We start from the raw sequence: 25,254 nt of genomic DNA, 5'->3' as shown, positions 1-25,254 counted from the left end.
GGACCATTCCCGAAGGGGTTCGACGCTTGATAGTCATCGAGGATGCCAGCAAGCGGTACGCGGACGGCACGGTGGCTGTCGATCACCTGTCACTCAACATTCCGGACCACTCCATCACGGTGCTCGTCGGCCCCTCCGGCTGCGGCAAGACGACCACCCTGCGCATGATCAACCGCATGGTCGAGCCGACCTCGGGCACCATCCGCTTCAACGGCGAGGACATCACACGGCAGCCGGTCAACACCCTGCGCCGTTCGATGGGTTACGTCATCCAGAACGCCGGGCTGTTCCAGCACCGCACCGTCCTGGACAACATCGGTACGGTGCCGAGGCTGCTCGGCTGGACCCGGCAGCGGTCCCGCGCCCGCGCGGCGGAACTCATGGAGCGGGTCGGCCTCGACCCGGCGATGGCCGCCCGCTACCCGTACCAGCTCTCCGGCGGCCAGCAGCAACGCGTCGGTGTCGCCAGGGCACTTGCGGCCGATCCGCCCGTACTGCTGATGGACGAGCCGTTCTCGGCGGTCGACCCGGTCGTACGCAAGGGTCTCCAGGACGAGTTGCTGCGGATCCAGAGCGAACTCGGCAAGGCCATCGTCTTCGTGACGCACGACATCGACGAGGCCATCACGATCGGCGACCGGATCGCGGTGCTGCGCACTGGCGGCAGGCTCGCGCAGTACGCGCCACCGGACGAACTGCTCGCCGCGCCCGCCGACCCGTTCGTGGCGGAGTTCCTCGGCGCCGACCGGGGCATCCGCGGCCTGTCGTTCCTGTCCACGGGCGACCTGGCGGTCGACCGGAGCCGGGTCTTCCCGGCGGGCGCGAACTGGCAGCAGATCGCGGAGCGTTCCGGACCGGGCCCCGTGCTGGTCACGGACGCCGACGGCAGGCCGCTCGGCTGGGCGGATCCCACGGTGTCGCGCGGCGACGTACAGGCCCTGCTGCCGTGCGGGCAGACCTTCGAGGTGGGCCGGGACTCGCTGCGGGTCGCGCTGGACCGGGCGGTGCTCTCGCCGACCGGGCAGGCCGTCGCCGTCGACCGGACCGGACGGGTCCTGGGCGTCGCCGGACAGGACGCGGTCTCGGCGGCGGTCCGCGCCGCGCGCGGGCGCCCGGACGCGGCGGTCCCCGAGGACGCCCCGCAGGTGAAGGCAGGCCGGTGAACGGGTTCTTCGACATCCCCAGCGACCTCCAGCACAGCTATCTGGGCCTGGTCTCCTGGCACTTGCAGGAGGCCCTGATCCCGGTGCTCGCCGGATTCGCCGCCGCGCTGCCGATCGGCGCGCTCTGCGTCCGCTTCAAGTGGCTCTATCCACCGGTGCTGTGGATCACGACCGTGCTGTACGCGATCCCGTCGCTCGCGTTCTTCGTGGTCCTCATCGACTACACGGGGCTGAGCCAGACCACGGTGATGATCCCGCTGGGCTTCTACAGCCTGGTGGTCCTCGTCCCGGCCGTCGTGGACGGCGTACGGGCCGTACCCGAGGAGACGAACCAGGCCGCCGCCGCGATGGGCATCGGACCCGTGCGCCGCTATGTGCAGGTCCAACTCCCCATCGCCGTACCGGCGATCATCGCCGGGCTGCGGGTGGCCGCCGCGTCCAGCATCAGCCTGGTCAGCGTCGGCGCCCTGATCGGCAACCAGGGCGCGCTCGGTAATCTCCTCAGTACCGCGATGCTCTACGACCGGCCCAAGCTGGCGGTGACCTCCGTCGTCACGACCGCTGTCCTCGCGGTGGTCGTGGACGCCCTGCTCGTCCTGCTGCGGCGCGTCCTGACGCCCTGGCAGCCACCCTCCACCCATACGTCCGGCTCCGGCGCTCGCCGCACTCCCGCGCGGCACTCCAAGGCGGACGCCCCCCACGCGACCACGTCGTCCACCCGCGCACCGGAGCGTGTCTCGTGAACGTTCTCCACTTCGTGCAGGGCTTCTTCTCCGACGGGGCCCACTGGCACGGTTACGACGGCATTCCGCAGCGCGTGTGGGAGCACGTGCAGTACTCGGCCGCCGCACTCGCCATCGCCGCGGCCATCGGCCTGCCCATCGGTCTGATCACCGGGCACACCGGACGTGGCGGCAACGCGCTCGCGCTGGTGGCCGCGGCGGGCCGCGCCCTACCGACGTTCGGTCTGCTGGTGCTGATGTTCGTCTGGCTCGGGCTGAGCGTGCTGCCGGTGATGATCCCGCTGGTCGTCCTCGCCGTCCCGCCGATCCTCGTCACCACGTACGAGGCCGTGCGGGGCGTGGACCCGGCGCCGGTGGACGCGGCGCAGGGCATGGGCATGCATCCGGCGAAGATCCTGCTCCAGGTCGAACTGCCGGTCGCGCTGCCGCTGATCCTCAGCGGTCTGCGGTCGGCGGCGATCCAGATCGTGTCGACGGCGACCATCGCGGCGTACGTGAGTCTGGGCGGCGTCGGCCGGTACATCGTGGACGGCCTGTACCAGCGGAACTACGAGAAGGTGGTGGGTGGCGCCACGCTCACGGCGATGCTGGCGCTCCTGGTGCTCGGCCTGTTCTGGGCGGCGGGCCGGGTGTGGGTGTCACCGGGGGTCCGCAGGCGCCGTACGGCGTGAGCCCTTGATACGGCACATGGGCCGGCCGGGTACGCGTGACGCGTACCCGGCCGGCCCATGTCTCTCTGTCACTGCTCCGCGGTGGCCAGGGCGTGTTCGAGGACGACGAGGAGCGCGTCCCGTACGGAGCCGCGTTCCCGGGCGTCGAACACGGTGAGCGGCACATGGTCGCCGACGTCCAGCGCCCACCGCACGTCGTCCAGGTTGTGCTCGACCGTTCCGTCGAAGGCGTTGACCGCCACGGCGAACGGGATCTCGCGGTGCTCGAAGTAGTCGACGGCGGCGTAACAGTCGTCCAGCCGGCGGGTGTCGACGATCACGAGCCCGCCGAGCGCGCCCTCGACCAGGTCGTCCCACATGAACCCGAAGCGTTCCTGGCCGGGTGTCCCGAACAGATAGAGCTTCAGCGTCGGGTCGAGGGTGACACAGCCGAAGTCCATCGCCACCGTGGTGGTGGTCTTCTCGGGGGTGTGCGTGAGGTCGTCGATGCCCGCGGCCACGGAGGTGATGGACGCCTCGGTGGTCAGCGGCTCGATCTCGGAGATCGCGCCCACCGTGGTCGTCTTGCCCACGCCGAACCCGCCGGCGATCACCATCTTCACCGGCAGCGGCGGCCGGGTTCTGTCCGTGTCAGCCTTCACGGATGGCTCCCCGGGAGTCGGGGATAGCTCGGAGACCATCGATAACCCTTCGCAATACGGTGACGTCCCGCGCGGATGCGGCCTGCGGCGCGTACAGGGCCAGTTGTCCGTCGGCGCGCAGGTCTTCGGCGAGGACGCGGATCACATTCAGGTGCATACGCAGCTTCGCCGCGATCTCCGCCAGCGACTGGGGCTGACGGCAGACCGCCACGATGTCGCGGTGCTGATCGAAGACGAAGGCGTCCAGCGCGGACAGGCCCAGCTTGGTCGCCACCACCTGCGTCTCGATCGGGACCGGCGGGACGAGACCGTCGCCCCCCGCGATCCGCCCGGCGGTCAGCAGGAACGGACGGACGACCGAGGCCGGTGGCTCGATCCCCCAGCCGGCCTCGTCGGCGGCAGGTGTGTCACCGGCCGTCATCGCGGTCCTCCCTCTTCACCTCACGGGCCCTCACGCGGCGCCGCGGTCGGGCACACGGTCAGCCCGTCGACGCGATGCCCACGGTGTTCTTCAGTTCCAGGACGAGTTGTGGGCTGAGCGCGGTGCCGGCGCGGTTGGCGAACAGTGTCATCTCGTAGGCGATGTTGCCGAGCTTCGCCTCCTTGGACGCGATGACGCCGAGTACGGCTCCCGCGCCGAGGGCCGACACCAGGAGGTGGCCGCCCTCCAGGTCGATGATGACCTTGTTGAGGCCGCCCAGGCCGTAGTTGCCGGACGCGCCCATGGCGAGGCTGGTGATGCCCGACACGATCGCGGCGAGCCGCTCCGAGTCGGCCTGGCCGCGGAGTTGGGAGACCGCGAGCAGCAGGCCGTCCGACGACACCCCGATGGCGTCGACGACACCGGCCGTCTCGGTGGCGAATCGATTGAGCAGCCAATTGAAGTCGGCAGCGGCGGCACGCATGTCCGTCACCGGTTCCACCGCTCCGGACTCCGGCCCACCTGTCCACATGGTCACTGGCTCATGCCTTCCGGGAATGAGGGTCTGTTGTCGTCAAACGTGTGCGCCGTCGGCGCGCCGGGGGGTTGTGGGGACGATCCGTGACGGCCCTCAGCGGCGGCGCTCTCGCGGTGCGCGCGCTGCACGGCTGCCTCGAACTCGTCGATCTCGGTGCGGGCCGCCTCCGCGTCGCTGGGCCGCCAGGCAGGCAGCCGCTGGCTCGGGGGCCGTTGGGTGGTGGGCCGCTTGGACAGCACGCTGGACGCGGTGGTGGCCTTCAGGGTCGCACCGCGCACCCGGCGCCGCAGCGGGCGCGGTGGCTCGCCCGACCGGGGCGGCGCGGTGCCGTCGCCGGTCATGGGGGGCGGAGGCGCGCCCGCGCCACCGCCTCGCGGCGGCATACCGGGACCGCCGGTGCCGGGCGGGGGCATTCCAGGACCGCCGCTGCGGGACGGTGGCAATCCAGGGCCGTCATTGCGGGGCGGTGGCATGCCGGGGCCGCCGCTGCGGGGCGGCAGCGCGCCGCCTCGGGGCGGTGCGGTACCCGGGTTGCCGGGGCGGGGCATTCCGGGTCGTGGTGGGAACGGGGGCTGCGTACCGGGCGGGCCGGGCCTGGCGGGCGGCGGCGCCATGCCGGGGCCACCGGTCCTCGGCGGTGGGCCGGGCGGCATGCCGGAACCACCGACCGGTCCGCGCGGCGGCATCGCGGGACCGACGGCCCCACGGCCCTGCGGCGCTCCCGGACCGCCTGCGTGATGCCCGTGATGTCCGCCCGGGTGGTGCCCGCCTGGGTGGTGCGTCAAGGCGTCCTCCCTGCCGATGCCGTCCACGGCTTCGGACGGGCGCCCGTGGCCGCCGGTTCCCCGGCCCGATCCTGCGGGGATCCGGCGGGGAAGTGCCGAACGGCCCGGGGCCGGGTCGCGGGGCGGCTCGACCATCGCCGGGCGGGGCGAGATCGACGTACCGCGCCGGGCGGGCGGCAGCATGTGCGGGGCGCGCGACGCGGAACCGGAGGGGTCGGCGAGCAGCAGATGGGTCGCGGGGATTCCGACGGTGGCGGTGACACCGCCGCCGGGGGTGCGGGACAGGACGACCTCGATGCCCCAGCGCCGGGACAGACCGCCGACCACGAACAGGCCCAGTACCTCGGTGGGCACCAGGTCGAGCCGTTCCCGGCGGACCAGACGCGCGTTCTCCTCGGCCATCCGCTCGGCGTTCATACCGAGCCCGTGGTCGATGATCTCGATCAGCGCGCCGTCGCCGGTGGCCGGGTCGCGGCGGGGCCGCAGGACGACCTCGACACGGCTGGACGCGGGCGAGAACGTCACCGCGTTCTCCAGCAACTCGGCGAGCATCAGGGTGAGATCGCTGACGATGTCGGGCGCGACCGTCACATCGCCCTCGGCGTGCGGGGTGACGCGCTGGTACGCCTCGATCTGGCCGAGGGCCGCGCGCACGATGTTGCTGAGCCGCATCGGTCCGGTGCCGAGGCCCGCCTCGCGGATGCCGGCGAGCAGCATGAGGCTGTCGGCGTTGCGCTGGAGGCGTACCGCGATGTGGTCGATGCGGTAGAGGCGGTCCAGGACGTCCGGGTCGGTCTCGCCGCGCTCCACCGAGTCGATCAGGGCGAGTTGACGTGCCGTCAGGTTGCTGACGCGGCGGCCGACGTTGCCGAACATCTCGGCGATGTTGCGCCGGCTGACGACCTGGCGTTCCAGCAGCGCGGTGGCGGTGATCTGCACCTGGTTGAAGGCTTCGGCGAGTTCGCCGATCTCGTCGCGCACCGGCACCGGCACCGCTTCCAGGCGCGGTGGGCTGGTGTCCTCGGAGTCGTCGTCGGCGACCCGGGCCAACTCCTGCTCGGCGGCGGCGGCCACATGCTGTGCCGCGCCGGTGAGCACCTGCACGGTCCGCACCACGGACCGGCGGATCAGCACCGAGAACAGGAACCAGGCGACGAAGGCGGCGATGGTGCCCGCGATCAGCCAGACGGCGCGCCACCAGGCGTCGTTGGACTGGGTCTGGGTCTTGGTGGCGATCTGCCCGATCAGGGACTGGGTGATCTTCAGCCGGTTCTGTGCCTGGCGTTCGTAGGTCGGGTCGGCGCGCAGCGCCTCGTCGAGCGCGGCCCGCACCTGTGCGGGGTTCTCGGCGACGAGACCGCTGGGGTCGACCTGGAGCGCCGCGTAGTGCTGGGCGATGACGCCCTGGTACGGGCTGCGCTCCATGCCGGCGAGTTCGGCGCCCTGTGCCTGCGTCGCGAAGCGGGTGAAACGTTCGGCCTGGTAGGTGTACTGCTCGTAGTCGCCGACCGCGCCGGTGAACTCGATGAGCGCGTTGGGGTCACGGGTCCTGGCCGAGAAGACGCTGGTCTCGAAGGAGGCGTGGGCGGTGTCGGCGCGCAGCAGCGCGTCGAGCAGATTGCCCGCGGACGACGAGGACTCGCTGCCGGACTGGCCGAGCCCGAGTCCGTTGATGAGTTCGTCGAGTACGGAGCTGTAGGCCGGGTCGATGTTGTCGGCGGGGATCGGTCCCTGCTCGATGGTCTGGCGCAGACTGTCCAGGCCCTCCAGCTCCTTGAGGGCCTGCGCCTCGACGTCGGGCAGCCGGTCACCGAAGGCCGCGCGGACCGCGTCGACCTGGGCGTTGGTCTTCTGCTGGGCCTGGAGGTAGGAGGAGGTGTCGGGCGGGCTGGCGCCGGGGCGCGCCGCCTCGTAGCGCAGGGAGACCAGGAGCGCTTGGCGGTGCTCGGTCTCGACGGCGTCGATGAGCTTCGCCACCTGGGCGCTGTCGCGGACGAGTTGGGCGGTATTGGCCTCGGTCCTGGCCTGTCCCACCTGTCCGTACACGACCCAGGCGAGCATCGCCGACACGATGGCCAATGGGACGACGACCAGGACGTTGAGTTTCCTGCGGAAAGGCCAACGGTCAAGGAGGAGGGCTGCCGTCCGGCGTATTCGGGGAGCCGCGGACGGCTGTCTCCGGACGGCTTTCCTGTGCGCGGGCACCAAACCTCCTTGGCTTCATTCCCATGGCAGCCCGCCGTCCGTGCCGGGTGGATTCGCGGCCGTGACAGCGGGTCAGGCTGGTCAAGCGGAGCGGGGCCTTCGGGGTGCCCACAGTAGCGAGTAACGGAACACCACGGCCATGAGTCAACCAAAAACTGACAAGCGGTCATGTTCGATTCGCTCGATCTTAGCCGCATAGCGCACTGTGTGAAGTCGTCCAGTGTCCTTCAGTGATCTATTCGTGTCTTGACGGTCGGTAACCCGGCTCGCTTGGATCGACGCTACGCCGACGCCGGATCCCGGCGTCGTCTGCCTAGACCGAGTCTGGATGAGACCGCATGAGACGCGTCATGACCACCAGAACCGCCAGGACGACCGCCGCCCCCCTGCTGGTTCTGCTCGCCGCCGCCCTCACGGGCTGCGGTTCCTCCGACGACAGCTCCTCCGACGACCCGTTGACCAGTGACCAGGCCGCCAAGGGCGGAACGGTCGTCGTCGGTTCGAACAACTTCCCCGAGAGCATCCTGCTCGCCGACATCTACGGCGAGGCGCTCAAGGCCAAGGGGATCAAGGTCACTTACAAGCCGAACATCGGCAGCCGGGAGACCACGTACGGTCTGATCAAGAACGGTACGCTGACGGTTCTGCCGGAGTACAACGGCGCCCTGATGGCCTATCTCGACCCCAAGGCGCACCCGACGACGGTCGAGGGCACGGGCAAGGCCATCGAGGCCAAGCTGGACCCGAAACTGACCCTGCTCGAACCGTCCGAGGCGCAGGACCGTGACGCGGTGGCCGTCAACGCCGCTACCGCCAAGAAATACAACCTCACGGACAAGTCCACCATCGCCGACCTTGTCGACGTAGCACCCGAGATGGTCATCGGCGGCTCGCCGGAATTCCAGACCCGGAAGCACGGTCTGCCGGGCCTCAAGGACCTATACGACGTCGAATTCAAATCCTTCAAGGCGCTGGACGCGGGTGGCCCGCTGACCGTGGCGGCCCTCAAGGGCAACCACATCCAGGCCGCAGATGTTTTCACCACGGACCCGAGTATCGGCAAGAACAATTTTGTCGTCCTCCAGGATCCGAAGAATCTCTTCGGATTTGAGAATGTCACCCCACTCGTGTACAAAAGCGACCTTCCCGAGGCCGGGGTGGCCGCGCTGAACGCGGTGTCGGCCAAGCTCGACACGGCGACGTTGCTGAAGCTCAACAGCGAGGTGCAGGACGAGAGCAAGGACCCCTTGGACGTGGCCAAGTCGTGGCTGTCCGCCCAGGGACTCACCTGACGGACCGGCTGAGAACCACCAGCGGGACGCGCCGTTCGTCCCGGTCGATCAGGCCGGGGCGGGCGGCTTTCCCTGTCGACATCCACCAAGTCGACATCCGCCGAGCAGAGTCGAGGAGCGGCCTTCATGCTGACACCCACAGCCGGTACCCCCATGGCCGGTCCGCCCACCGCGGGGTCGGTCACGTCGGATCCGGTCACGTCGGATCCGGTCACCGTGGACACGGTCACCGGCGCGCGGCTCGACGGCCGGAGGCTCGACGTGGACACGGTCGCCCGGATCGCCGGCGGCGGCCCCGTACCGGAGATCGACCCGGCGGCGCTCGACGCGATGGAGCACACCTGGCGGGCCGCCCGGCGCATGGCCGCGGAGGGCGCCCGGGTGTACGGGCGCAGTACCGGGGTCGGCGCCCACCGGGGAATGACCGTCCAGGACCGGGACGGCGCCGGGCACGACCTGCGGCTGCTGCTCAGCCACGCGGGCGGCATCGGCGACCCCCTGCCGTCCCGCGACGTACGGGCGATGATGGCGGTGCGGGTCAACCAACTGCTGGCGGCCGGTTCGGGGTTGCGCCCCGAGTACGCGGTGACGCTGGCCGGTGCGCTGCGGGCGGGGGTGCGTCCCGAGATCAACGAGTACGGGGCGGTGGGCACGGGCGACCTGACGGCGCTCGCGCAGACCGGGCTCACCCTCATCGGGTACCGGGAGTGGCACCGCGAAGGAGGGGAAGGTCCGGCCGGGGACGGTGCCGTGGGCGCGCCCGCGCCCCTGACGCTTCAACAGGGCGAGGCACTGGCCCTGTTGAGCAGCAACGCCCTCACGCTCGGCCAGTCCGCGCTCGCCTGTCACGACCTGGGCGTCCTGCTACGCGCGTCCCACACCGTCACGGCCCTCTCGCTGCTCGCGACGGGCGGCTCCCTTGAGGCGTACGCGGCCGAGGTGCACCGGGCCCGCCCGCACCCGGCGACTTTGCGCGCCGCGACCCACGTACGCCATCTCCTGGGCGTCCCGGACGGACCGCTCCCGCCGTCGGCCCGGGTCCAGGACCCTTTCGGGTTCCGCTGTTTCCCGCAGAGTCACGGCCCGGCGATGGAGGCGCACGCGACCCTGGAGCGGGTGCTGTCGATCGACCTCAACTCGGCGTCCGAGAACCCCCTGATCGGCTGGGACCCCGACGGAAGGACGCCGGTCGCCCACCATCACGGCGGCTTCTTCGCGACCCCGCTGACCCTCGCCCTCGACCAGCTGTGTCTGGCGGTGCTCGGCACGGCCCGGCTGTCCACGGCCCGCCTTTCGGGCCTCGGCCGACCCGAACTCACCGGTCTGCGCTCCTACTTGGCCGATGAGGCGTCGGCGAGTTCGGGCATGATGATCCTGGAGTACGGCGCGGCGGCGGCCGTCGCCGAGATCCACGCGTGCGCAACCCCGGCCACTCTCGGCCATGTGGTCCTGTCGCACGGCGTCGAGGAGGCGGCCAGCTTCGCGACGCAGGCGGCCCGCAAGGCACTGCGCGCGGCCGACGCGTACCGCTTGGTGCTCGCCTGTGAACTGGTCACCGCGGTAAGGGCCCTGCGCCAGCTCGGCACGCCCCCGTCCCCCACGACCCCGGCGGGCCGCGCCTACGCCCTGGCGTCCGCCACCCTGAACCCGGACATGACCGACCGCCCTCTCACGGACGACATCACCCGCGCCACCAGCCTCCTCACGGACCTCCCGACCCTGCCCGACTGACGTCCCTGTCCCCTCCGGGCGGTGCCCTTCCATGATTTCCCGCTCCCTCGACCCGCAGACGCGGGTGTGACCCTGGCCTTACGCTGGTCGGCAATACCGAACTCGACGGCAGACAGCGGCGATCGGGAGGTCACGGGGGTGGAAGGGCGTAGCCCTGCGCGGGTTCGCAACGAATTGGTGGCCGGCATTGTCGACGTGCTCCAGGAGTCGGCCACCGTACGGCACACGAGCAGTGCCGATCTGTGGGTGAGCATGCTGGGCCAGGAGCTGGGCACATCGGTGGAGCCGCAGCGCGCGGAGGCGCTGCGGCCCTGGCTGATGAACCTGGTGGAGACATCCGCGCAGGTCCCGGACGGTCTGCCCTGTCTGGTGCGCTGCCTGGGCTATGTGGAGCAACAGTCCGCCGCCGTCGCGTCGTTACGGCGCTTGGTGGACGAGTGGGAGGCCATGGACTTCTTCGACGGCGCCGATCTGCATCCGTTACGGCCGATCCTGTTCGAGATGCGTTCGTCGGCCGGTCTCGCGACCCTGGCACGGCGGGCCAGCCGGTCCCGGGTGCAGGAGCTGCCCGCATGGTGCGACACGGGCTGGGCGGTCTTCCTCCGGCTCGCCGGGGAGAACTCGGGCCCGAAGGAACTGCCGGTGAGCATGGCGTTCCTGGCCCTGGCCGCCGACCATCTGGTGGAGGACGGCCAGGTGGCGGCGGCGGAGCGGCTGCGCCACTGGAACCGGCAGCAGGCCCGCGTCTGGGGCCTGGAGGACACGATGGCGGACTGGCAGCGCGGCGGTGTCGTCGAGGCGCCCCCGTCGATGGTCCCCGCGTATCTGATGATCCAGTTCGAGCCCGACGGGGTCGACCCCGAGCGGTACTACCTCACGCACTGGCGGCAGTCCGACGCGGAGGGCTGGCATCCGATCCCGGGCGAGACCCTGCATCTGCACCGTGACGACCTGCCCGGCGAGGTCGAACTCCTCATCGAGCAGACCGAGGAGCGGTGGGCGGATCTGCGGCAACCCGTCGTACTCGAATTCATCCTGCCGTGGGAACTCCTCGGGGAGCCGGTCGAGTGGTGGCACAAGGAGTCCTCCTCGCCGTCCCCGACCCCGCTGGTGATGGACTACGCGGTCCTCGTCCGCAGCTTCGAACGGCTCCGCAAGGCGGCCTGGCACCGGCCCTGGCACAACAAATGGCGCCAGCTCAAGGAGAAGCCGGCGGACAGCCACTCGTACTGGAACCGGCCCGGCCGCTCGCACTTCCATCTGGAGCGCGAGTTGAAGGAGGACGAGCACGCGGTCTGTCTGGTGCTCAGCCAGCCGCCGGGCAGCGCGTCACCGGCCGGCCGTGAGGAGTTCCTGGCCGGGCTGCGCGCCGGGATTCCGGCGATGATCTGGCACCGCGGTGACTGCGCCGACCCGGCGTTCAAGGAGGCGGTCGCCGACATCGTGCAGGACAGGGGGCTCGCCGGGCTGATGGAGCGCGCCGGAAAATGGCGCAGGGAGGCCCTGGCGATGGGGCCCGAGGGCTGGGACAGCCATGTGGGGCGCCATCTGGCGATCCTGCTCGACGATCCGGAGCGCAGACCGGGGCCCGCCGGACCCGACCGTGCGCCGGTGAAGCAGTGACCCGGCGCACGCGTCGCACAGTCAGGCACCGCCCGCACACGGCGAGAAAGGTGCGCCACGCCGTGACCCCGTCGGACTCCACCGCCGCACAACCGCAGCCAGGTGCCTGTGTGCCCCCCGGCGTGCCGGTGCGCGCACCCGTCCCGGCCCACGCTGCGCACTTGCCCCGAGCGCCGCGGCACTGCCAGGCTTCGCATGTGGATGTCTCGCATGCCGACGGTCTGCGGGATTCCGTGCAACTCTCACCGTCACATCGACGCCTTGAGAGCGCATATGCATGAGGACGACGGGCAGCGACCGGTACGGGCCACGCGGGCACGACGAGACGCCGCGCAGGTCCTGAGCCGACTTGGACAGCCGGGCGGGCACCGGCCCGCGGAGGCGGTCCTCGTCCTCGACACCCACCTGACGATGGCGGTCTGGGACCAGGCCGTCGAGGAACTCGCGGGTGAGCTGGACCGCGCGGGCGACTTCACCCGGGTACGGGTGGTGCGGCTGCGGGGCACCGACGAGACCGATCCGGCCCTCGTACGCCTGGAGGAGCCGCTCGGCGAACCGGCGGACGCGCGCCGGATGGTGCTGTTCGTGACGGACGGCCTGGCCGCCGGCTGGACTTCGGGCGCCGTCCAGCCCCTGTTACGCGCCTCGGGGCGCACGTATCCCGTCGCGGTGGCGCATGTTCTGCCGCAGCATCTCTGGTACCGCACGGGCCTGGACGTCTGCCGTGTGCGCGTCCGTGCGCCCCATGCCTGGGCGGCCAACGCCGTGTTCGACTGGGAGCTGCGGGACGCCCCCGTGGAGTCGGGTGACGCCGACGACCCGGAGTCCGACGGCGACGCGGTCCTCGTACCGGTGCTCGCGCTGACCAGCCGTTGGGCGACGGCGTGGACGCGGCTCGTGTCGCGGCCCGAGCCGCAGTGGCTCGACCTGTCCGCCATTCGGGCCAGGGAGTGGAAGCGCAGGCCCGACGCGGCGCGCGCGCTGCCCTGGCGGGACGATGTCCCCGACCCGAACAGCACGGTGCCGGCGGCCGATCGGGTCTCGGAGTTCCGGGCCGCCGCATCGCCCACCGCGTTCGCCCTCGCGGCCCGGCTGTCCGCCGCCCCGCTGAGCCTGCCGGTGATCCGCCGGGTGGTCGGCACGACACCGGAAGCGGGCCCGGTCCAGGTGTCCGAGCTGCTGATGAGCGGTCTGGTCAGGGCCGCCCGTGAGCCGGGCCGGGGCCCGGCCGATGTGGTGTTCTCGTTCGCGCCCGACATCCGCGAGGAACTGCTCGCCCTGGGGCGCCGCAGCGAGACGGTCCGCATCCTGCGCGACGTACGCGCGCTGCTCGCCGACGACGCCAGGGTCGCCGGGCCCGCCGGTGCCGCCGCCCTGCTTCCGCCGCCCGGCGAACCGCTGGACACCCTGGCCATGCCCCGGGTGACGAGTCGTAACATCGCGTTCCTCCGCGTGGAGCTGGCGGCGCTACGGGCGCTCTCGGGCCGCTACACGCAGCGTGCCGCGATGCTGGCCACGGTCCTCAGCTGGCACGATCGTCGCTACGCGGTGAGCCTGGACAAAACACCCCATACCTCGGCGGGCCGCGCACCGTCCGGCCCGACCACCCCGGCATCCGGACACCTTGATGCCACTGATTCGCACCATGTTTCTGAAGGAGCCTCGGACATGTCGACTTCGCCCCAGCGCACGGTGGAGGGGGACCGCACATCACAGCCGCGCGTCTGGGGAAACCTGCCGCCCCGGAACCAGAACTTCACGGGCCGCATGGAGCTGCTCGAACTGCTCGACGAACGACTGCGCGAGGGCACCACCACGGTCCTTCCGGAAGCCATCCACGGAATGGGCGGCGTCGGCAAGACACAGCTCGCCATCGAATACGCGTACCGGCACCAGGCCGACTACGACATCGTGTGGTGGATTCCGTCCGAGCGGCCCGGCCAGATCGGGCAGGCCCTCGTGGAACTGGCCGGGCGGCTCGGCCTGGAGACCAGTACCGAGGCGAACATCGCGGGACCCGCGGTCCGTGAGGCGCTGCGCGAGGGGCGGCCGTTCTCCCGCTGGCTGCTCATCTTCGACAACGCCGACAACCCCGAGCAGGTCCGCCACTACTTCCCCACGGGCGGCGACGGCACGATCCTCGTCACCTCGCGCAACCGGCGCTGGGGGCTGGTCGGCGGCTCCCTCGAAGTCGACGTGTTCACGCGTGAGGAGAGCAAGGAGCTGCTGCGCCGTTCCGGTCCGCCGCTCCAGGAGGACGAGGCCGACCAGTTGGCCGAGGCCCTCGGCGATCTGCCGCTGGCCCTGGAGCAGGCCGCCGCCTGGCGCGCGGAGACCGGTATGCCCGCGTCCGAGTATCTGCGGCTGTTCGAGAGCAAGCGGACCGAACTCCTCGAAGTGGCTCCGCCGCCGGACTACCAACTGCCCGTCGCCGCCGCGTGGAACGTCTCCCTCGACCATCTGGAGAACCGCAGCCCGGCGGCGCTTCGACTGTTGCAGCTGTGCTCCTACTTCGCGCCGGACCCGATCTCCCGCTCCATTTTCTCGGGCCTCGGGAACAGCAGCATCTTCCCCGAGCTGGACGCCACCCTGAACGACCCGATCAAGCTCGCGCGGGCCATAAGGGAGGTGAACCGCTACTCGCTCGCCCGGATCGACTACCGCACCAACTCGATCGAGATGCACCGGCTGGTGCAACTCGTTCTGAACAACCGCATGACCGTCGAGGAGCAGTCCCGCATGCGCCATGGCGCCCACACCCTGCTGGCCGCCGCCGACCCGAAATCCCCGGGAAGTCCCGATAGTTGGGCGCAGTACGCGGAGCTGTACGCCCACGTCATCGCCTCCGAGGCGGTCAAGTCCGACCAGCCGTGGATGCGGCAGCTCGTGATGAACATCGCCCAGTACCTCTACTACTGGGGCGACCACGAGGTATCGCTCGACTTCTCCGAGGAGGCGTGGAACTCCTGGCGGACCATCTTCGGCGAGGAGGACCAGCAGACCCTCCTCATGGGCCAGTGGCTCTGCTTCGTGTACCAGAAGGTGGGCCGCTTCGACCGCGCGGCGGAACTGGTGGCGCAGCTCAAGGAGATCTACGAGCGCACCGCCCCCACCGACCGCGAGGACACCCGCGAGGACGCCCTGGACGCGATCCAGCTCGAAGCGGCCGTGGGCCGGATCCAGGGCCGCTTCATCGCCGGAGTCGAACTGGACGAGACAGCCTACGAAAGGGCCCGCAGGGCGTTCGGTGAGGACGACCCCACCACCCTGAACATCGCGCACAACCTCGGCGTCAGTCTGCGTGTCGCCGGCGACTTCCGCCGGGCCCTGGAGCTGGACCAGCACACCCTCGCCCTGAAGATGCGCCTGTTCGGCCGGGACAGCCGGGCGACCCTGATGACAGAGAACTCGGTCGCCATCGACACCCGCGAGACCGGGGACTACGTGGGCGGACGCGCCCTCCAGGAAGCCGTGGTGGAGGCGTACCGCGAGGTGTTCGGCCGGGGCAACCCCGCCACGATCACCGGGATGCGGCAGCTCAGCGAGTCGTGCCGCAAGGAAGGTGACCACGCGCGCTCCCTGGACCTGGCGACGCAGGCACACAGCCGGTTCACCCGGCGCTACGGCGACACCCACCAGCAGTCGCTGTCCGCCTCACTGACCCTGTCGGTCGCGCTGCGCGAGAACGGCGACCTCCAGGCAGCGCGGGCCCGGGGCCTCAAGGCGTGCGAGGGCTACCGGCAGGTCTTCGACCCCAACCATCCGCACGTCCTGGCCGCCGATGTGGACCTCGCGGTGACGCTGCGTCTGCTCGGCGACGCGGAAGAGGCCCGCCGTCTCGACGAGGCCGCGCTCCGCCTGCTGACCGAGCGGCTCGGCACCGGACACCCGCACACCCTCGCCTGCGCCATCAACCTGGCCAGCGACCTGGTCGCGCTCGGAGAGCACCAGGAGGCGCGTACCCGGGGCGAGGAGACGCTGGCGCTGTGCCGGACGTCGTTGGGCGTGGACCACCCCACCACCCTGGTGTGCGCGGGGAATCTCGCGGCGGACATGATCGCCGTCGGCGAGGAGGAGGACGGAGCGGCGCTTCGCCTCGACACCCTGACGCGTATGGAGCGGGTCCTCGACGCGCCCCGGCTGCGCACCCGCTCGGCGGGACCGCACCCGGCCACCGTCCAGGCCAAGGAGGGCCTCCGGGGCAACTGCGACATCGACCCGATGCTGCTGTAGCCGACCGGGGCGACCCCGGCCGACGGGCCGGTCCGCACGATCCGTACCGACGTCAGGTGTGGCCCAGCCAGGCCGCGAGACGTAGCGGATCCGCGGGCCGGCCCGTCGTGGCGATCAGGGCGTCCTGTACGGCGCGGGCGCGCTCGGGGAAGTGCAGGAGGAGGCGGGAGGCGGCGGAGGCCGCCGTGCGGTGCGCTTCGTCGCCGTCGTGTGCCAGGGCTCGGCCGAGGCCGGTCCAGGCGGCGACGGGGGCGCCCTTGTCGGACAGTTGGGCGACGAAGACGTCCCGTGCGGCGGCGTGTTCGTCGACGGCCAGCAGGACGTCCGCCTCGCTGGCACCTTCGACGGTCTCGGCCGCGGTGTGCCGCCAGGCACGGTCGGGCTCGGCGAGGCGGTAGCGGGTCAGGACCGCCGCGCTGTCCAGGAACCGGATCTCGGGGTCCGGGACGAGTTCGGGTGCGTCGGCCAGGGCGGCCGGGGGGTGCCGGTCGCCGCGCCGCCAGGCGCTCACCGCCTCCGCGACGGCCGTGGCGGGGGGCCGCAGGTGATGGGCGCGCCACCGGGCGTGATGGTCGGCCGCCGCCTCTTCGGCCAGCGCCAGTTCGGCGGCCGGGACGGTGTCGGTCATCCAGGGCGCGCAGCGCTCGGCGAGGCTCGCCAGCAGATGCCGTCCGAGCGGTGTCAACTGCTCGTGGTCGCGGACCAGGGTGAGCGTGGACCACACCTGGATGCGCCAGAGCGCGAACTCGAAGTGCGCCAGCGGGGCGTACGCGGCGTCGGCGGTGTGCCGGTGGGTCCGCCAGAACCGGGTGACACCGGCGAAGGCGTAGATCCCCTGGAGCAGACCGCCCAGGGGACGGGGGTCGTCACGCCACGGCGCGTAGAACCGTTCCTTCGGTGCCGCACCGGCCGGTGTCGGCACGGTGAGGGCTTCCAGGTGCATCAGGCCGCCGAGCTTGGTGTGCTGGAACTCGTGCACGAGTGTGGCCGCGAGTTGCGGGACGTCGTCCGGGAGGGAGGCGTTGATGCCGCCGAACGCGTCGCCGGCCGTTCCGCTGTACGGCCGAAACCTTTCTCTCCTCGGCGCGGGCGCCATCGACATCAGCCCCTGCCGCATCGCGTCGGCGCTCTCCGGCTCGTCCCGCAGCAGGACCTCCCAGGCACCGACGAGCATGCGCTCCCAGTCGGCGGCCTCGTGGGCGGGGAGGGGGCGGGGGGTGCTGGGGCGGGGGAAGGTGCGGTACGGGTCCAGGTCTTCCAGGACGACGGGTTTCGGGGGCCGTTGGGGGTCGGTCAGGGGCCGTTGAGGGTCGGTCGGGGCGCCTTCTTGGTCACTCAGGATCCGTTCGGCGTCGCTCGGGGTCCGTTCGGCGTCCAGGAGTACGCGGCGTACGGCGTGCCAGCCGGGTGCCGTGGCCTCCCAGCCGGGTCGCGTGCCGTTCGGCCGGAGCACGACCTCGCCGGGGGCGCCGGTGACGGTCAGCCGCCCGTCCTTGGCCTCGACACGGGCCTCGCTCCACGGCTCGGTCACCGGGAGTACGGCGCATCCCAGGGTCGGCAGGGGCACCAGACCGTGGCGTACGGGGACGGTGATCGCGAAGTCGAGGCCGGCCCGTGCGCCGGCCGACGCGGCCAGGGCGGAGAGATGCCCGAGCACGATCCACAGGGGCGCGTCCTCGGAGAGCCGGCCCCTCAACTGCCGTAACGCCAGGGAGAGCCACATGCCGGTGTGCGGGGACATCAGGACATCCTCGAACACGGTGGGCGCGTGGGCCTGGACGCGCTCCAGCAGGTCCCAACCCGCGCGGTGCGAGATCCCGGTGCCGTCCTGCGACGGTATGTCGACCTGCGGCGCCATGTCGGTCGGCGGCGCTACGTCGGTCTGCGAGACCCCGTCGTCCAGTGCCCGTAGCAACAGAAGCCGGCGGCTGCGCTCGGCCCCGAGCAGTTCACGGACCGCCGAGCCGTCACCTTCACCGTGTGCGATGGCCTGTAAGGCGGCGACCGAGAGGCTGTGATAGGGAAGGTCGGGCGCCGGGGCGCCCGGCACCGACTCCCCCGTCATGGGGTCCTCCACAGCCTCGTACCGATCACTCCGGCCGGATCAGTCGAAGCGGGACGGGTTGTACGAGACGGTGATGGCCTGTGGACCGTCGATAAGGAGCAGCAGGTGTTGCAGCGACTCCGTGACAGCCGTGCCGTCCATGGAGCGCAGCGCTTCAAGAGAAACCCCCGAGAGATCCACGAGACCGGATTCGATGGCAGGCATCGATTGCTCCATGGCTGCCAAGTCCCCTCCCGTGATTCCATGTCCGCGCGGTCCGTGCCCCCTTCATCATGACCCAGCGGGGCACCCCGCGAAACCCCGCACCTGGGCGCGTCGCGACATCAAGTCAGCCGTGACGCACCGCCAGTTGGGCAACAGCCCGGTCCACGTGGGCCATTTCGGCGGAAGGACCGTCCAGCAGGCGTACCGCTTCGAGGAGTTGGTCGAGGGTGCCGGGATAGCGCAGACAGGTGCGGACGATGCCGTAGACATCCATCCTGAGCCGTGGGTCCCGGGGGCTGTTGGCCGCGATCTCCGCGCTGATGCTGTCGAGTACGAGGGCGAGACTGGTCGGAGCGCGCAGGGAGGGCAGTGTCACCAACGCGTCGACCAGATCGGCCAGTTCGCGCAGGGGAAGGTCGGCGGGCAGCCCTGCCAGTCCCCCGGGTACCGGGAGTTGCCGCGAGCCGGTGGCGGCGCCGAGCCCGTGCCGCGCGGGTAGCCCGGCGTACCGCGAGCAGCGGTCCAACTCGTCCGGGGACAGGGCGTCGTACCAGTGCTCCACCCGGCTCGCCGCGAGTCTCCCGAGCCCGTCCGTACGGTGGTGGGCGCTGACGACGCCGATGACGGCACCGTCGCACCAGACCGCGGCGCCGGACATGCCTTCCCACGGGGAACGGCGGGGGTCGGGGTCGGCCTGAGGTGGGGCGACGGCCAGTTCGAGCGTGCCTTCACGGCGGTTGGACAGTACGGAGACCGTGCCGGTGACATGGCTGGAGTCCCGGTAGCGGCCGTTTCCGCCGTCGTGGCCGCGCAGTTTGAAGCGGGGGAAGCCGACGGCGCTGAAGGGGAGGACCAGGTCGGCGTCGGGCACCGACGCGTAACGGACAGGCCCGGCGCCGGCCCCCGCCGCCGGGTCGGCGATCTCCAGGAGGGCGATGTCGGCGGCCTCGGCGAGCAGCACGATCCGGGCGTCGGAGGTCCACTCGCCGGGCCGGTCGGCGTCGAAGCGTACGCGGACCGCCGCGGTGGGCCCGGCCACCACATGTGCGGCGGTCAGCACGCAGCCGTGCGTGACCCGGTAGCCGGATCCGCGGCGGCCGGGCTGTCCGCCCGGCAGCCCGACGATCACTTCGGCGACGCGACCGGCTTCGAGGACTTCGGACGCGTCGGGTGACTGGCGGGGGAACGTCAGCGCTCACCCGCCGCTTCGGCGCCGCTGACCCAGGGCCGGGCGTCGGAGTCGCGCAGCAGCGGCTCCAGGCTGAGGGTGACCCGGTGGGTGGCGCTGGTGCCGACCTGGCCCGAGGCGCCGGCCTCGACCACCCAGAACCGCACCCGGCCTTCGCCCCCCGCGGACCGCTCCACGACGAACTCGGCCTCCAACTCGACGGTCCCCAGCCCGAACCGCAGCTCTTCCCCCTCGGCGGCGACCATGGCGCGAGCCAGCTCGGCACGCAACTGCCCGATCATCTCAGCGAGTTCAATCACGGAGTTCCCCCTTCCCCCACCGGATCTCTCCTACCCACCACAATGCGCTGACGTACTGACTACTTACTGACGGCGAAGCGCATGAGGGCCTGCTCGTCGCCCTGCTTGATCTTCCCGGTCTCGTTGATGACCTGGAGCTTCCAACTCGCGCCGTCCCGCATCGCCTTGGCGACGGCGCAGCCGTTGTCGTTGGTGAGCAGGCTCGGCCAGATGTCGGCGACCTGTTCGGTGCTGCCCCCGGTGGCGTCGTACACCTTGAAGCTGATGTTCCGCGCCTTCTGGAAGGCGCTGCCCTTCTTGTACGCGGCGGCGATGAACACGATGGAGGTGATGTTGTCCGGCACCTTGCTGAACTCGACGATCACGGTCTCGTCGTCACCGTCGCCGTGCCCGGTCTGGTTGTCCCCGGTGTGCACCAGCGAGCCGTTGCCCAGCGGATCCAACGAGTCGAGCCCGGCGAGCCGCACCGGATCGGCCCCCTGCATCGCGACGGCGATCAGATCGAGATCGGTACCGGACTTCCGGCGAAGCTTCCCGATCACCCCGCCGCTGCTCCCGGCGGTGGGGTCCCAGGACACCCCGATGGACAGATGAGTCACCCCACCCAGATCCGCCGGCCCGTCTTCCTTCTTCAGCGTAATCATGCGCAATCCTCAAAACGAAGAAAAGAAACCACGACACCAGAAGTGTGCCTGGTACCCCTACGATTCGCCCCACCAGGTGGGACATCACCCATGCCGAGGAGCACGCCGGAGCAGAACAACAGCGAAGAACGACAGCCGAGTCGGGCTGTCGGCCGTGGGCAACGACATGCCGCACGACAACGGTCTCCGACCTTCGCGGCTGTTCCGCTCAGTCGGTGTAGTGATAGCGAGCCTTGAGGATCTTGACCTCTTTGTCATCGGCTCGGTAGACGAGGCGATGCTCGTCGTCGATGCGTCGCGACCAGTAGCCGGACAGGTCTCCTTTGAACGGTTCAGGCTTGCCGATGCCGTTGAACGGATCGCGCTGGATCTCTCCGACGAGACGAACAACGCGGCGCGCCATTTTGCGATCGGTCTCCTGCCAGTGCTGAAAGTCGTCCCAGGCGGCCGGGTCGAAGTTGACGCCCCTCACTCCTCACCGACCAACTCTTGGAGCTCGTCAAGGGTCTTGGACGTCCCCGTCCGGCCTGCCCGGTCGCGGGCGACAGCTTCCATGAGACGGCGGGCGTTGGCCGGAGATCGCAGGAGGTAGACGGTCTCCTGCCAGGCGTCGTAATCCTCGGCGGACATGAGGATGGCATCGCCGTTCTTCGAGTGGATGCGAACGGGCGCGTGGTCGTCGTTAACCTTCTTGATCAGGGGAAAGAGTTCCTTGCGCGCCTCGCTGGCGGTGAGGGTCATGACACTTCCTCTCTAGACTGGTACAAAATATCGTACCTGACTGGTACTGAAATCCGTACCACAGCCGCGAAACGAAACCGGAGACAGAAGCGGGAAGGCTCCCTCAACAAAAACAGCCCCGCCCCGGGCAAAATCCCAGGACAGAGCTACAAAGGGCAGACGAGCCGGGCTATACGCCGGGTCCTGTTCCCCGGGGCCTCGCGGTCGTCGGGGTGACGGCCATCCATCTAGGGTCGGTGTTGCCACCGGCCTCGTGCGGTCTACCCGCGGACTCGGGCGGGCAGCCCTCGAACGTCCGCGCAGGAGCACCGGGGTGCTCCCTTTTGACCTTGCTCCGGGTGGGGTTTACCTAGCTGCCCAGGTCACCCTGGGCACTGGTGGTCTCTTACACCACCGTTTCACCCTTACCGAGGACCGAGGTCCCCGGCGGTCTGTTTTCTGTGGCACTGTCCCGCGGGTCACCCCGGGTGGCCGTTAGCCACCACCCTGCCCTGTGGAGCCCGGACGTTCCTCGGGAAGCCCCCTAAGGGGACTCCACGCGGCCGTCCGCCCGGCTCGTCTGCCGTGATGACCATGTTACCCGGCGCGAGCGGGGCCCCGTCCCGCCCGCCCCCGCCCCCGCCGATGTCCCCGTCGCCAGGAACGAACCCGCCAGGATCAGTGCGAACGCCGTCACCACGCCCGCCGTCAACGGCTCGTCCAGGAACGCCACTCCGGCCGCGACCGCCACCGCCGGGTTCACGTAGGTGAAGACGACCGCCCGGGTCGGGCCCGCCTCGCGGATCAGTTCGAGGAAGACCACGAAGGCGAGTGCCGTGCAGATCGCTCCGAGGCCCGCCAGGGAGAGCCAGACCTGGGGGGTAGGGGGCTCGGACGGCCAGGTCACCGCGGCGGCCGGGGCGTACACGATCGCCGCCAGCGTCAGGCACGGCACGATCAGGTGGAGGGTCGGTACGGCCTTCAGATGGCGGGCGACGATCAGCGGCGCGATCGCGTAGCCGAGCGCGGTGAGCAGGACCTCCGTGAGGGACCAGGTGTCGCCGCCGGTCAGATGGGGTGCGGTGAGGACCGCGACGCCCGCGAGGCCGAGGCCCAGACCCGTCAGCCGGCGCCCGCCCAGTCGTTCGCTCGCGCCGAAGTGGCGGCCGAAGACCCGGGCCACCACGACGCCGATGATCGGCACCGCCGCGATCAGCAGCCCGGCCGTGGAGCTGGACAGGTGGCGTTCGGCGTCGGTCAGGGTCCACCAGGGGCCGAGGATCTCCACGCACGCGAAAGCGAGCATGGGCCGCCAGTGCGTACGCATCGTGCGCCCGAGTCCGCCCTGCCGGAGCGCGAAGGGCAACAGCAGCGCGGCCCCGAGGGCACAGCGTACGAAGACGACGCCCGACGGGGACATCCCCTCGACCGCCACTTTGATCATCAGATACGGGATGCCCCACAGGACGCCCATCAGCGAGAACAGGACCCAGCCTCGTGCCGTCATGCGGGCAGCATCCGACAGATCGGGCTCCGTGGTCTTGAACGCTGTTGCACCCGCCCCGCACGCCTAGCGAAAGCCCGGCCCCCGCACACTCCTCCGGTACGCCGCCGGTGTGACCCCCAGTACCCGGCGGAACCAGCGCGTCAGATGGGCCTGGTCCGCGAAGCCGACGAGGGCGGCGGCCTCGGCGGGCCGCAGCCCGGACTCCAGCAGCGCGCGGGCGCGTGTCACCCGGTGCTGCGCCAGCCAGGCGTACGGGGGCAGGCCCATGGTGTCGCGGAAGGCGCGCAGCACCTGATAGCGGGAGAGGTCCAGCTCGGCGGCGAGTTCGGCGAGCGACGGCGGGGCGAGCAGTTCGTCGGCGAGCCGGTCCCGTACGGCGAGGGCGACGCGGTCGGCGCCGGGCACCAGGTCGCGTACGGGCCGGGCGGTGCCGTGCCGGCGGGCGAGCGCCGTGAGCAGCCAGGGCAGCCGGGACTCGGCCTCCAACGGGTCGGCGCCGTCGCTGAGTTCGGTGTGCGCGGTACGCAGGGCCGTCGCGAGTTCGGGGTCGTCCAGTATCGGGTCGCGGAAGTGCGGGAGGCTCGTGGTGCCCTCGGTGAGGAGCGGCTGGACGGGGTACATGGCCCGGTACGCGTAGCCGCCGCAGGGGCCGGGGCCGCCGGTGTGCACCTCGCCGGGGTCGAGGACAACGATGGAGCCGGGGCCCACGTGCAGGCGCCCGCCCCGGTAGTCGATGATCTCGGAGCCGCCGACGCAGACGCCGATGGTGAACTCCTGGTGCGCGTGCGGTGCGTAGCGGTGCCGGTCGAAGCGGGCGGTGAGCAGGTCGAGGGATTCGCCGCGACCCGCGGGACCGAGGGGGGTACGGGTCCAGACGGCCAGCTCACGCGGCGCGGAACGGTCACCAAGTCCGGACCCGATACCGACTCCGTCGGACTCCTCGCGTATCCCCGTACCGGAGGCCCCCATGGCATTCGCTCCCTCGTCGCGGGACCGGCCCGTGCGCCAGGTCCTACAGGCGCAACGTCCGGAACCCCGTCGTCCATGCCTCGTCGCTTGACCTTGCCGCAGCGTCAACGTTTCTACTTGAGCCATGCGAATCGGCGAGCTGAGCGCCGTCGTCGGGGTGACGACGCGCGCCATCAGGCACTACCACCACCTCGGCCTGCTGCCCGAGCCTGAGCGGCGGCCCAACGGCTACCGCGACTACGGGCTGCGGCACGCCGTCGTACTGGCCCGCATCCGCCGCCTCACCGAGCTGGGGCTCGGCCTCGCGGAGGTACGGGACGTCCTCGCGGACGACGCCGGGCGGGAACTCGTCGAGGTGCTCGGCGAACTCGACGACGACCTGGCCCGGCAGGAGGAAGCCCTGCGTGAGCGGCGGGCGCGGCTGCGTGACCTGCTGGCGGACTCGCGGGCCGGGCGACTGCCCGCCGAAGGGCCCGTGTCCCCCGAACTCGGCGCGCTGCTCCGCGAATTGGCGGACTCCGGACACCCACCGGGCGGATCGGAGTCACCGATGGCCGCGAAGGACCGGGAGCTGCTCGTACTCCTCGACACGACGACGGCACCGGACGCGCAGGCCCGGATGATGGGCGCTTTGGCGGACGTGGTGCGGGCGCCCGGCGGGACGGAACGCGCGAACGAGGTGTACGCGCTCCTCGACGCCCTGGCCGACGCGGAGGCGGACGATCCGCGCGTGGACGAGGCGGCGCGGGCGCTCGCGGGTCTTCTGCCCACGTCCTTGGTCGACGCGGACGTTCTCGACGCCCTGGATGATCCGCCGGGCAGTTTCATGGAGGCGTTCTTCGCCGAGTTCGCGCCCGCGCAGGCGGAGGCGGTACGCCGGGGTGTCCGGCTGGTCCTGGAGAGGGGTACGCCATGAACCTCCGGCTGCCGGCGCCGGTCGCCGGAATCGTCCGGCACGAGATGACCGTTCTGCTGGCCTTCGGGCTCTGGGTGGCGCGGCGCCGGCACGGGGTGCGGCGCGGGGACGGGAACCGGGTGTTCGGGTACGCGCGGGAACAGGCCGCGCTGATGTACGGGTTCGCGTTCGCGTGCGTGGTGGAGACCGTCGGGCTCGCGTATCTGCTGCGGGACTGGCCGGCCGTGCACCAGGTGGTGCTGTTTCTCGACGTCTACACGGTGGTGATGATCGTCGGACTCCAGGCCGTGTCGGTGACCCGGCCGCACGTACTGGGGCCGACCTCGCTGCGGGTACGGAAGGGGGCCCATGTCGATCTGCGGATACCGCTCGACAACGTCACGGCTGTACGGCGTGAGCTGCGTACCTCGCACACGAGGACCGAGGGCGAACTCGACCTCGACATCGGGGCGATGACATCGGTGACCCTTGAACTGGCGGCGCCCGTCGAACGCGTGACCCTGTTCGGGCGGACCCAACGGGTGACGGTGGTCAGACTCCACGCGGAAGAACCGGACGCGCTGGTAAGGGAGTTGCGGTCCCGCATGGAGGTAAGGGAAGTAGAGGTCCAGCCCTGACGAGCGTCCCCGGCCTCACCGCGATTCCGCATTCCACCGGACCCACCCGGTCGTGGCGCCCCCGGGTCCCGGTGCGGG

Annotated in this window: 21 protein-coding genes, 1 other RNA gene and 1 pseudogene; 9 read left to right on the top strand and 14 right to left on the bottom strand. The window is 70.9% G+C overall.

Translation table 11 applies throughout. The features are described 5' to 3' along the window. The first annotated feature begins 26 nt into the window (after positions 1 to 26). From ACFVT5_RS35200 to ACFVT5_RS35190, 3 genes are read left to right on the top strand one after another with little or no spacing between them, the layout of a single operon-like run. Entirely contained in the window at positions 27 to 1,163 is a 1,137-nt protein-coding gene (locus tag ACFVT5_RS35200; protein ID WP_389896632.1) for an ABC transporter ATP-binding protein, read from the top strand. Beyond that, a complete protein-coding gene (locus ACFVT5_RS35195; RefSeq protein ID WP_389896629.1) occupies positions 1,160 to 1,906 on the top strand; it encodes an ABC transporter permease in 747 nt (248 codons plus the stop codon). The genes ACFVT5_RS35200 and ACFVT5_RS35195 overlap by 4 nt, the downstream gene beginning before the upstream one ends. Further along, complete coding sequence (locus ACFVT5_RS35190) at positions 1,903 to 2,577, top strand: ABC transporter permease (RefSeq protein ID WP_389896627.1); 675 nt, start codon at positions 1,903 to 1,905, stop codon at positions 2,575 to 2,577. The genes ACFVT5_RS35195 and ACFVT5_RS35190 overlap by 4 nt, the downstream gene beginning before the upstream one ends. A 68-nt stretch (positions 2,578 to 2,645) precedes the next feature. On the opposite strand, the gene ACFVT5_RS35185 is transcribed toward ACFVT5_RS35190, so the two are convergent. From ACFVT5_RS35185 to ACFVT5_RS35170, 4 genes are read right to left on the bottom strand one after another with little or no spacing between them, the layout of a single operon-like run. After that, on the bottom strand, positions 2,646 to 3,257 hold the full coding sequence (locus ACFVT5_RS35185) for an ATP/GTP-binding protein (protein ID WP_389896624.1): 612 nt from the start codon (positions 3,255 to 3,257) through the stop codon (positions 2,646 to 2,648). Next, entirely contained in the window at positions 3,208 to 3,639 is a 432-nt protein-coding gene (locus tag ACFVT5_RS35180) for a DUF742 domain-containing protein (protein ID WP_389896622.1), read from the bottom strand. Before ACFVT5_RS35180 ends, ACFVT5_RS35185 begins: the two co-directional genes overlap by 50 nt. Positions 3,640 to 3,697: 58 nt before the next feature. Further along, positions 3,698 to 4,171, bottom strand: coding sequence for a roadblock/LC7 domain-containing protein (locus ACFVT5_RS35175; RefSeq protein WP_389896981.1), 474 nt, complete (start codon positions 4,169 to 4,171; stop codon positions 3,698 to 3,700). A 2-nt stretch (positions 4,172 to 4,173) separates the two neighbouring features. Continuing rightward, positions 4,174 to 7,167, bottom strand: a complete 2,994-nt coding sequence (locus ACFVT5_RS35170) for an ATP-binding protein (RefSeq protein ID WP_389896619.1) — start codon at positions 7,165 to 7,167, stop codon at positions 4,174 to 4,176. A gap of 350 nt (positions 7,168 to 7,517) precedes the next feature. Between ACFVT5_RS35170 and ACFVT5_RS35165 the strand changes: the two genes are divergently transcribed. The 4 genes from ACFVT5_RS35165 (at position 7,518) to fxsT (ending at position 16,046) form a co-directional block, all read left to right on the top strand. Further along, positions 7,518 to 8,459, top strand: coding sequence for an ABC transporter substrate-binding protein (locus ACFVT5_RS35165; protein ID WP_389896617.1), 942 nt, complete (start codon positions 7,518 to 7,520; stop codon positions 8,457 to 8,459). 126 nt (positions 8,460 to 8,585) lie between these two features. Beyond that, positions 8,586 to 10,190 carry an aromatic amino acid ammonia-lyase gene (locus ACFVT5_RS35160; RefSeq protein WP_389896615.1) on the top strand — a complete coding sequence of 535 codons (1,605 nt, stop codon included), beginning with the start codon at positions 8,586 to 8,588 and terminating at the stop codon, positions 10,188 to 10,190. Between the two features lie 177 nt (positions 10,191 to 10,367). Further along, complete coding sequence (locus ACFVT5_RS35155) at positions 10,368 to 11,813, top strand: hypothetical protein (protein WP_389896612.1); 1,446 nt, start codon at positions 10,368 to 10,370, stop codon at positions 11,811 to 11,813. Between the two features lie 273 nt (positions 11,814 to 12,086). Beyond that, on the top strand, positions 12,087 to 16,046 hold the full coding sequence (gene fxsT, locus ACFVT5_RS35150) for an FxSxx-COOH system tetratricopeptide repeat protein (RefSeq protein WP_389896610.1): 3,960 nt from the start codon (positions 12,087 to 12,089) through the stop codon (positions 16,044 to 16,046). Between the two features lie 52 nt (positions 16,047 to 16,098). Here fxsT and ACFVT5_RS35145 read toward each other — a convergent pair whose 3' ends face one another. The 10 genes and pseudogenes from ACFVT5_RS35145 to ACFVT5_RS35100 form a co-directional block, all read right to left on the bottom strand. After that, positions 16,099 to 18,111, bottom strand: coding sequence for an HEXXH motif domain-containing protein (locus ACFVT5_RS35145; RefSeq protein WP_389896607.1), 2,013 nt, complete (start codon positions 18,109 to 18,111; stop codon positions 16,099 to 16,101). A gap of 39 nt (positions 18,112 to 18,150) precedes the next feature. After that, complete coding sequence (locus ACFVT5_RS35140; protein WP_389896605.1) at positions 18,151 to 18,315, bottom strand: hypothetical protein; 165 nt, start codon at positions 18,313 to 18,315, stop codon at positions 18,151 to 18,153. Positions 18,316 to 18,439: 124 nt separating this feature from the next. Beyond that, positions 18,440 to 19,375 carry a trypsin-like peptidase domain-containing protein gene (locus tag ACFVT5_RS35135; protein WP_389896602.1) on the bottom strand — a complete coding sequence of 312 codons (936 nt, stop codon included), beginning with the start codon at positions 19,373 to 19,375 and terminating at the stop codon, positions 18,440 to 18,442. A gap of 128 nt (positions 19,376 to 19,503) precedes the next feature. Next, complete coding sequence (locus ACFVT5_RS35130; protein WP_389896600.1) at positions 19,504 to 19,803, bottom strand: trypco2 family protein; 300 nt, start codon at positions 19,801 to 19,803, stop codon at positions 19,504 to 19,506. 59 nt (positions 19,804 to 19,862) lie between these two features. Continuing rightward, a complete protein-coding gene (locus ACFVT5_RS35125) occupies positions 19,863 to 20,447 on the bottom strand; it encodes a TerD family protein (protein WP_389896598.1) in 585 nt (194 codons plus the stop codon). Between the two features lie 208 nt (positions 20,448 to 20,655). Beyond that, on the bottom strand, positions 20,656 to 20,919 hold the full coding sequence (locus ACFVT5_RS35120) for a Txe/YoeB family addiction module toxin (RefSeq protein ID WP_389896596.1): 264 nt from the start codon (positions 20,917 to 20,919) through the stop codon (positions 20,656 to 20,658). Next, positions 20,916 to 21,188, bottom strand: coding sequence for a type II toxin-antitoxin system Phd/YefM family antitoxin (locus ACFVT5_RS35115; RefSeq protein WP_389896593.1), 273 nt, complete (start codon positions 21,186 to 21,188; stop codon positions 20,916 to 20,918). Before ACFVT5_RS35115 ends, ACFVT5_RS35120 begins: the two co-directional genes overlap by 4 nt. Positions 21,189 to 21,344: 156 nt before the next feature. After that, positions 21,345 to 21,746: RNase P RNA component class A (rnpB, locus tag ACFVT5_RS35110), an RNA gene on the bottom strand. A gap of 136 nt (positions 21,747 to 21,882) precedes the next feature. Continuing rightward, a pseudogene (locus ACFVT5_RS35105) lies at positions 21,883 to 22,611 on the bottom strand (DMT family transporter); the annotation flags it as partial. Between the two features lie 126 nt (positions 22,612 to 22,737). Then, positions 22,738 to 23,643: a helix-turn-helix domain-containing protein gene (locus tag ACFVT5_RS35100; protein ID WP_389896590.1), complete on the bottom strand. Its 906-nt coding sequence runs from the start codon at positions 23,641 to 23,643 to the stop codon at positions 22,738 to 22,740. Between the two features lie 124 nt (positions 23,644 to 23,767). Here ACFVT5_RS35100 and ACFVT5_RS35095 point away from each other — a divergent pair, with 124 nt between their 5' ends. Both ACFVT5_RS35095 and ACFVT5_RS35090 read left to right on the top strand, forming a co-directional pair. After that, positions 23,768 to 24,559, top strand: coding sequence for a MerR family transcriptional regulator (locus ACFVT5_RS35095; protein WP_389896587.1), 792 nt, complete (start codon positions 23,768 to 23,770; stop codon positions 24,557 to 24,559). Beyond that, the gene (locus ACFVT5_RS35090) at positions 24,556 to 25,176 is read left to right on the top strand and encodes a hypothetical protein (RefSeq protein ID WP_389896585.1); all 621 of its coding nucleotides are present in this window, start codon (positions 24,556 to 24,558) and stop codon (positions 25,174 to 25,176) included. Before ACFVT5_RS35095 ends, ACFVT5_RS35090 begins: the two co-directional genes overlap by 4 nt. Positions 25,177 to 25,254: the final 78 nt, after the last annotated feature.

The organism is Streptomyces sp. NPDC058001, assembly GCF_042886315.1.
Classification (GTDB): domain Bacteria; phylum Actinomycetota; class Actinomycetes; order Streptomycetales; family Streptomycetaceae; genus Streptomyces.
Note: the sequence above shows the minus strand (reverse complement) of the source record. Positions and strands in the feature narration are given on the sequence as shown.

What these genes read in the sequence shown, in the direction of transcription:
- ACFVT5_RS35180 (WP_389896622.1), bottom strand. Translation starts at nt 3,639, where the DNA reads ATGACGGCCGGTGACACACCTGCCGCCGACGAGGCCGGCTGGGGGATC.
- fxsT (WP_389896610.1), top strand. Translation starts at nt 12,087, where the DNA reads ATGCATGAGGACGACGGGCAGCGACCGGTACGGGCCACGCGGGCACGA.
- ACFVT5_RS35185 (WP_389896624.1), bottom strand. Translation starts at nt 3,257, where the DNA reads ATGGTCTCCGAGCTATCCCCGACTCCCGGGGAGCCATCCGTGAAGGCT.
- ACFVT5_RS35175 (WP_389896981.1), bottom strand. Translation starts at nt 4,171, where the DNA reads ATGTGGACAGGTGGGCCGGAGTCCGGAGCGGTGGAACCGGTGACGGAC.
- ACFVT5_RS35125 (WP_389896598.1), bottom strand. Translation starts at nt 20,447, where the DNA reads ATGATTACGCTGAAGAAGGAAGACGGGCCGGCGGATCTGGGTGGGGTG.
- ACFVT5_RS35165 (WP_389896617.1), top strand. Translation starts at nt 7,518, where the DNA reads ATGACCACCAGAACCGCCAGGACGACCGCCGCCCCCCTGCTGGTTCTG.
- ACFVT5_RS35115 (WP_389896593.1), bottom strand. Translation starts at nt 21,188, where the DNA reads ATGACCCTCACCGCCAGCGAGGCGCGCAAGGAACTCTTTCCCCTGATC.
- ACFVT5_RS35100 (WP_389896590.1), bottom strand. Translation starts at nt 23,643, where the DNA reads ATGGGGGCCTCCGGTACGGGGATACGCGAGGAGTCCGACGGAGTCGGT.
- ACFVT5_RS35160 (WP_389896615.1), top strand. Translation starts at nt 8,586, where the DNA reads ATGCTGACACCCACAGCCGGTACCCCCATGGCCGGTCCGCCCACCGCG.
- ACFVT5_RS35090 (WP_389896585.1), top strand. Translation starts at nt 24,556, where the DNA reads ATGAACCTCCGGCTGCCGGCGCCGGTCGCCGGAATCGTCCGGCACGAG.
- ACFVT5_RS35140 (WP_389896605.1), bottom strand. Translation starts at nt 18,315, where the DNA reads ATGCCTGCCATCGAATCCGGTCTCGTGGATCTCTCGGGGGTTTCTCTT.
- ACFVT5_RS35145 (WP_389896607.1), bottom strand. Translation starts at nt 18,111, where the DNA reads ATGACGGGGGAGTCGGTGCCGGGCGCCCCGGCGCCCGACCTTCCCTAT.
- ACFVT5_RS35095 (WP_389896587.1), top strand. Translation starts at nt 23,768, where the DNA reads ATGCGAATCGGCGAGCTGAGCGCCGTCGTCGGGGTGACGACGCGCGCC.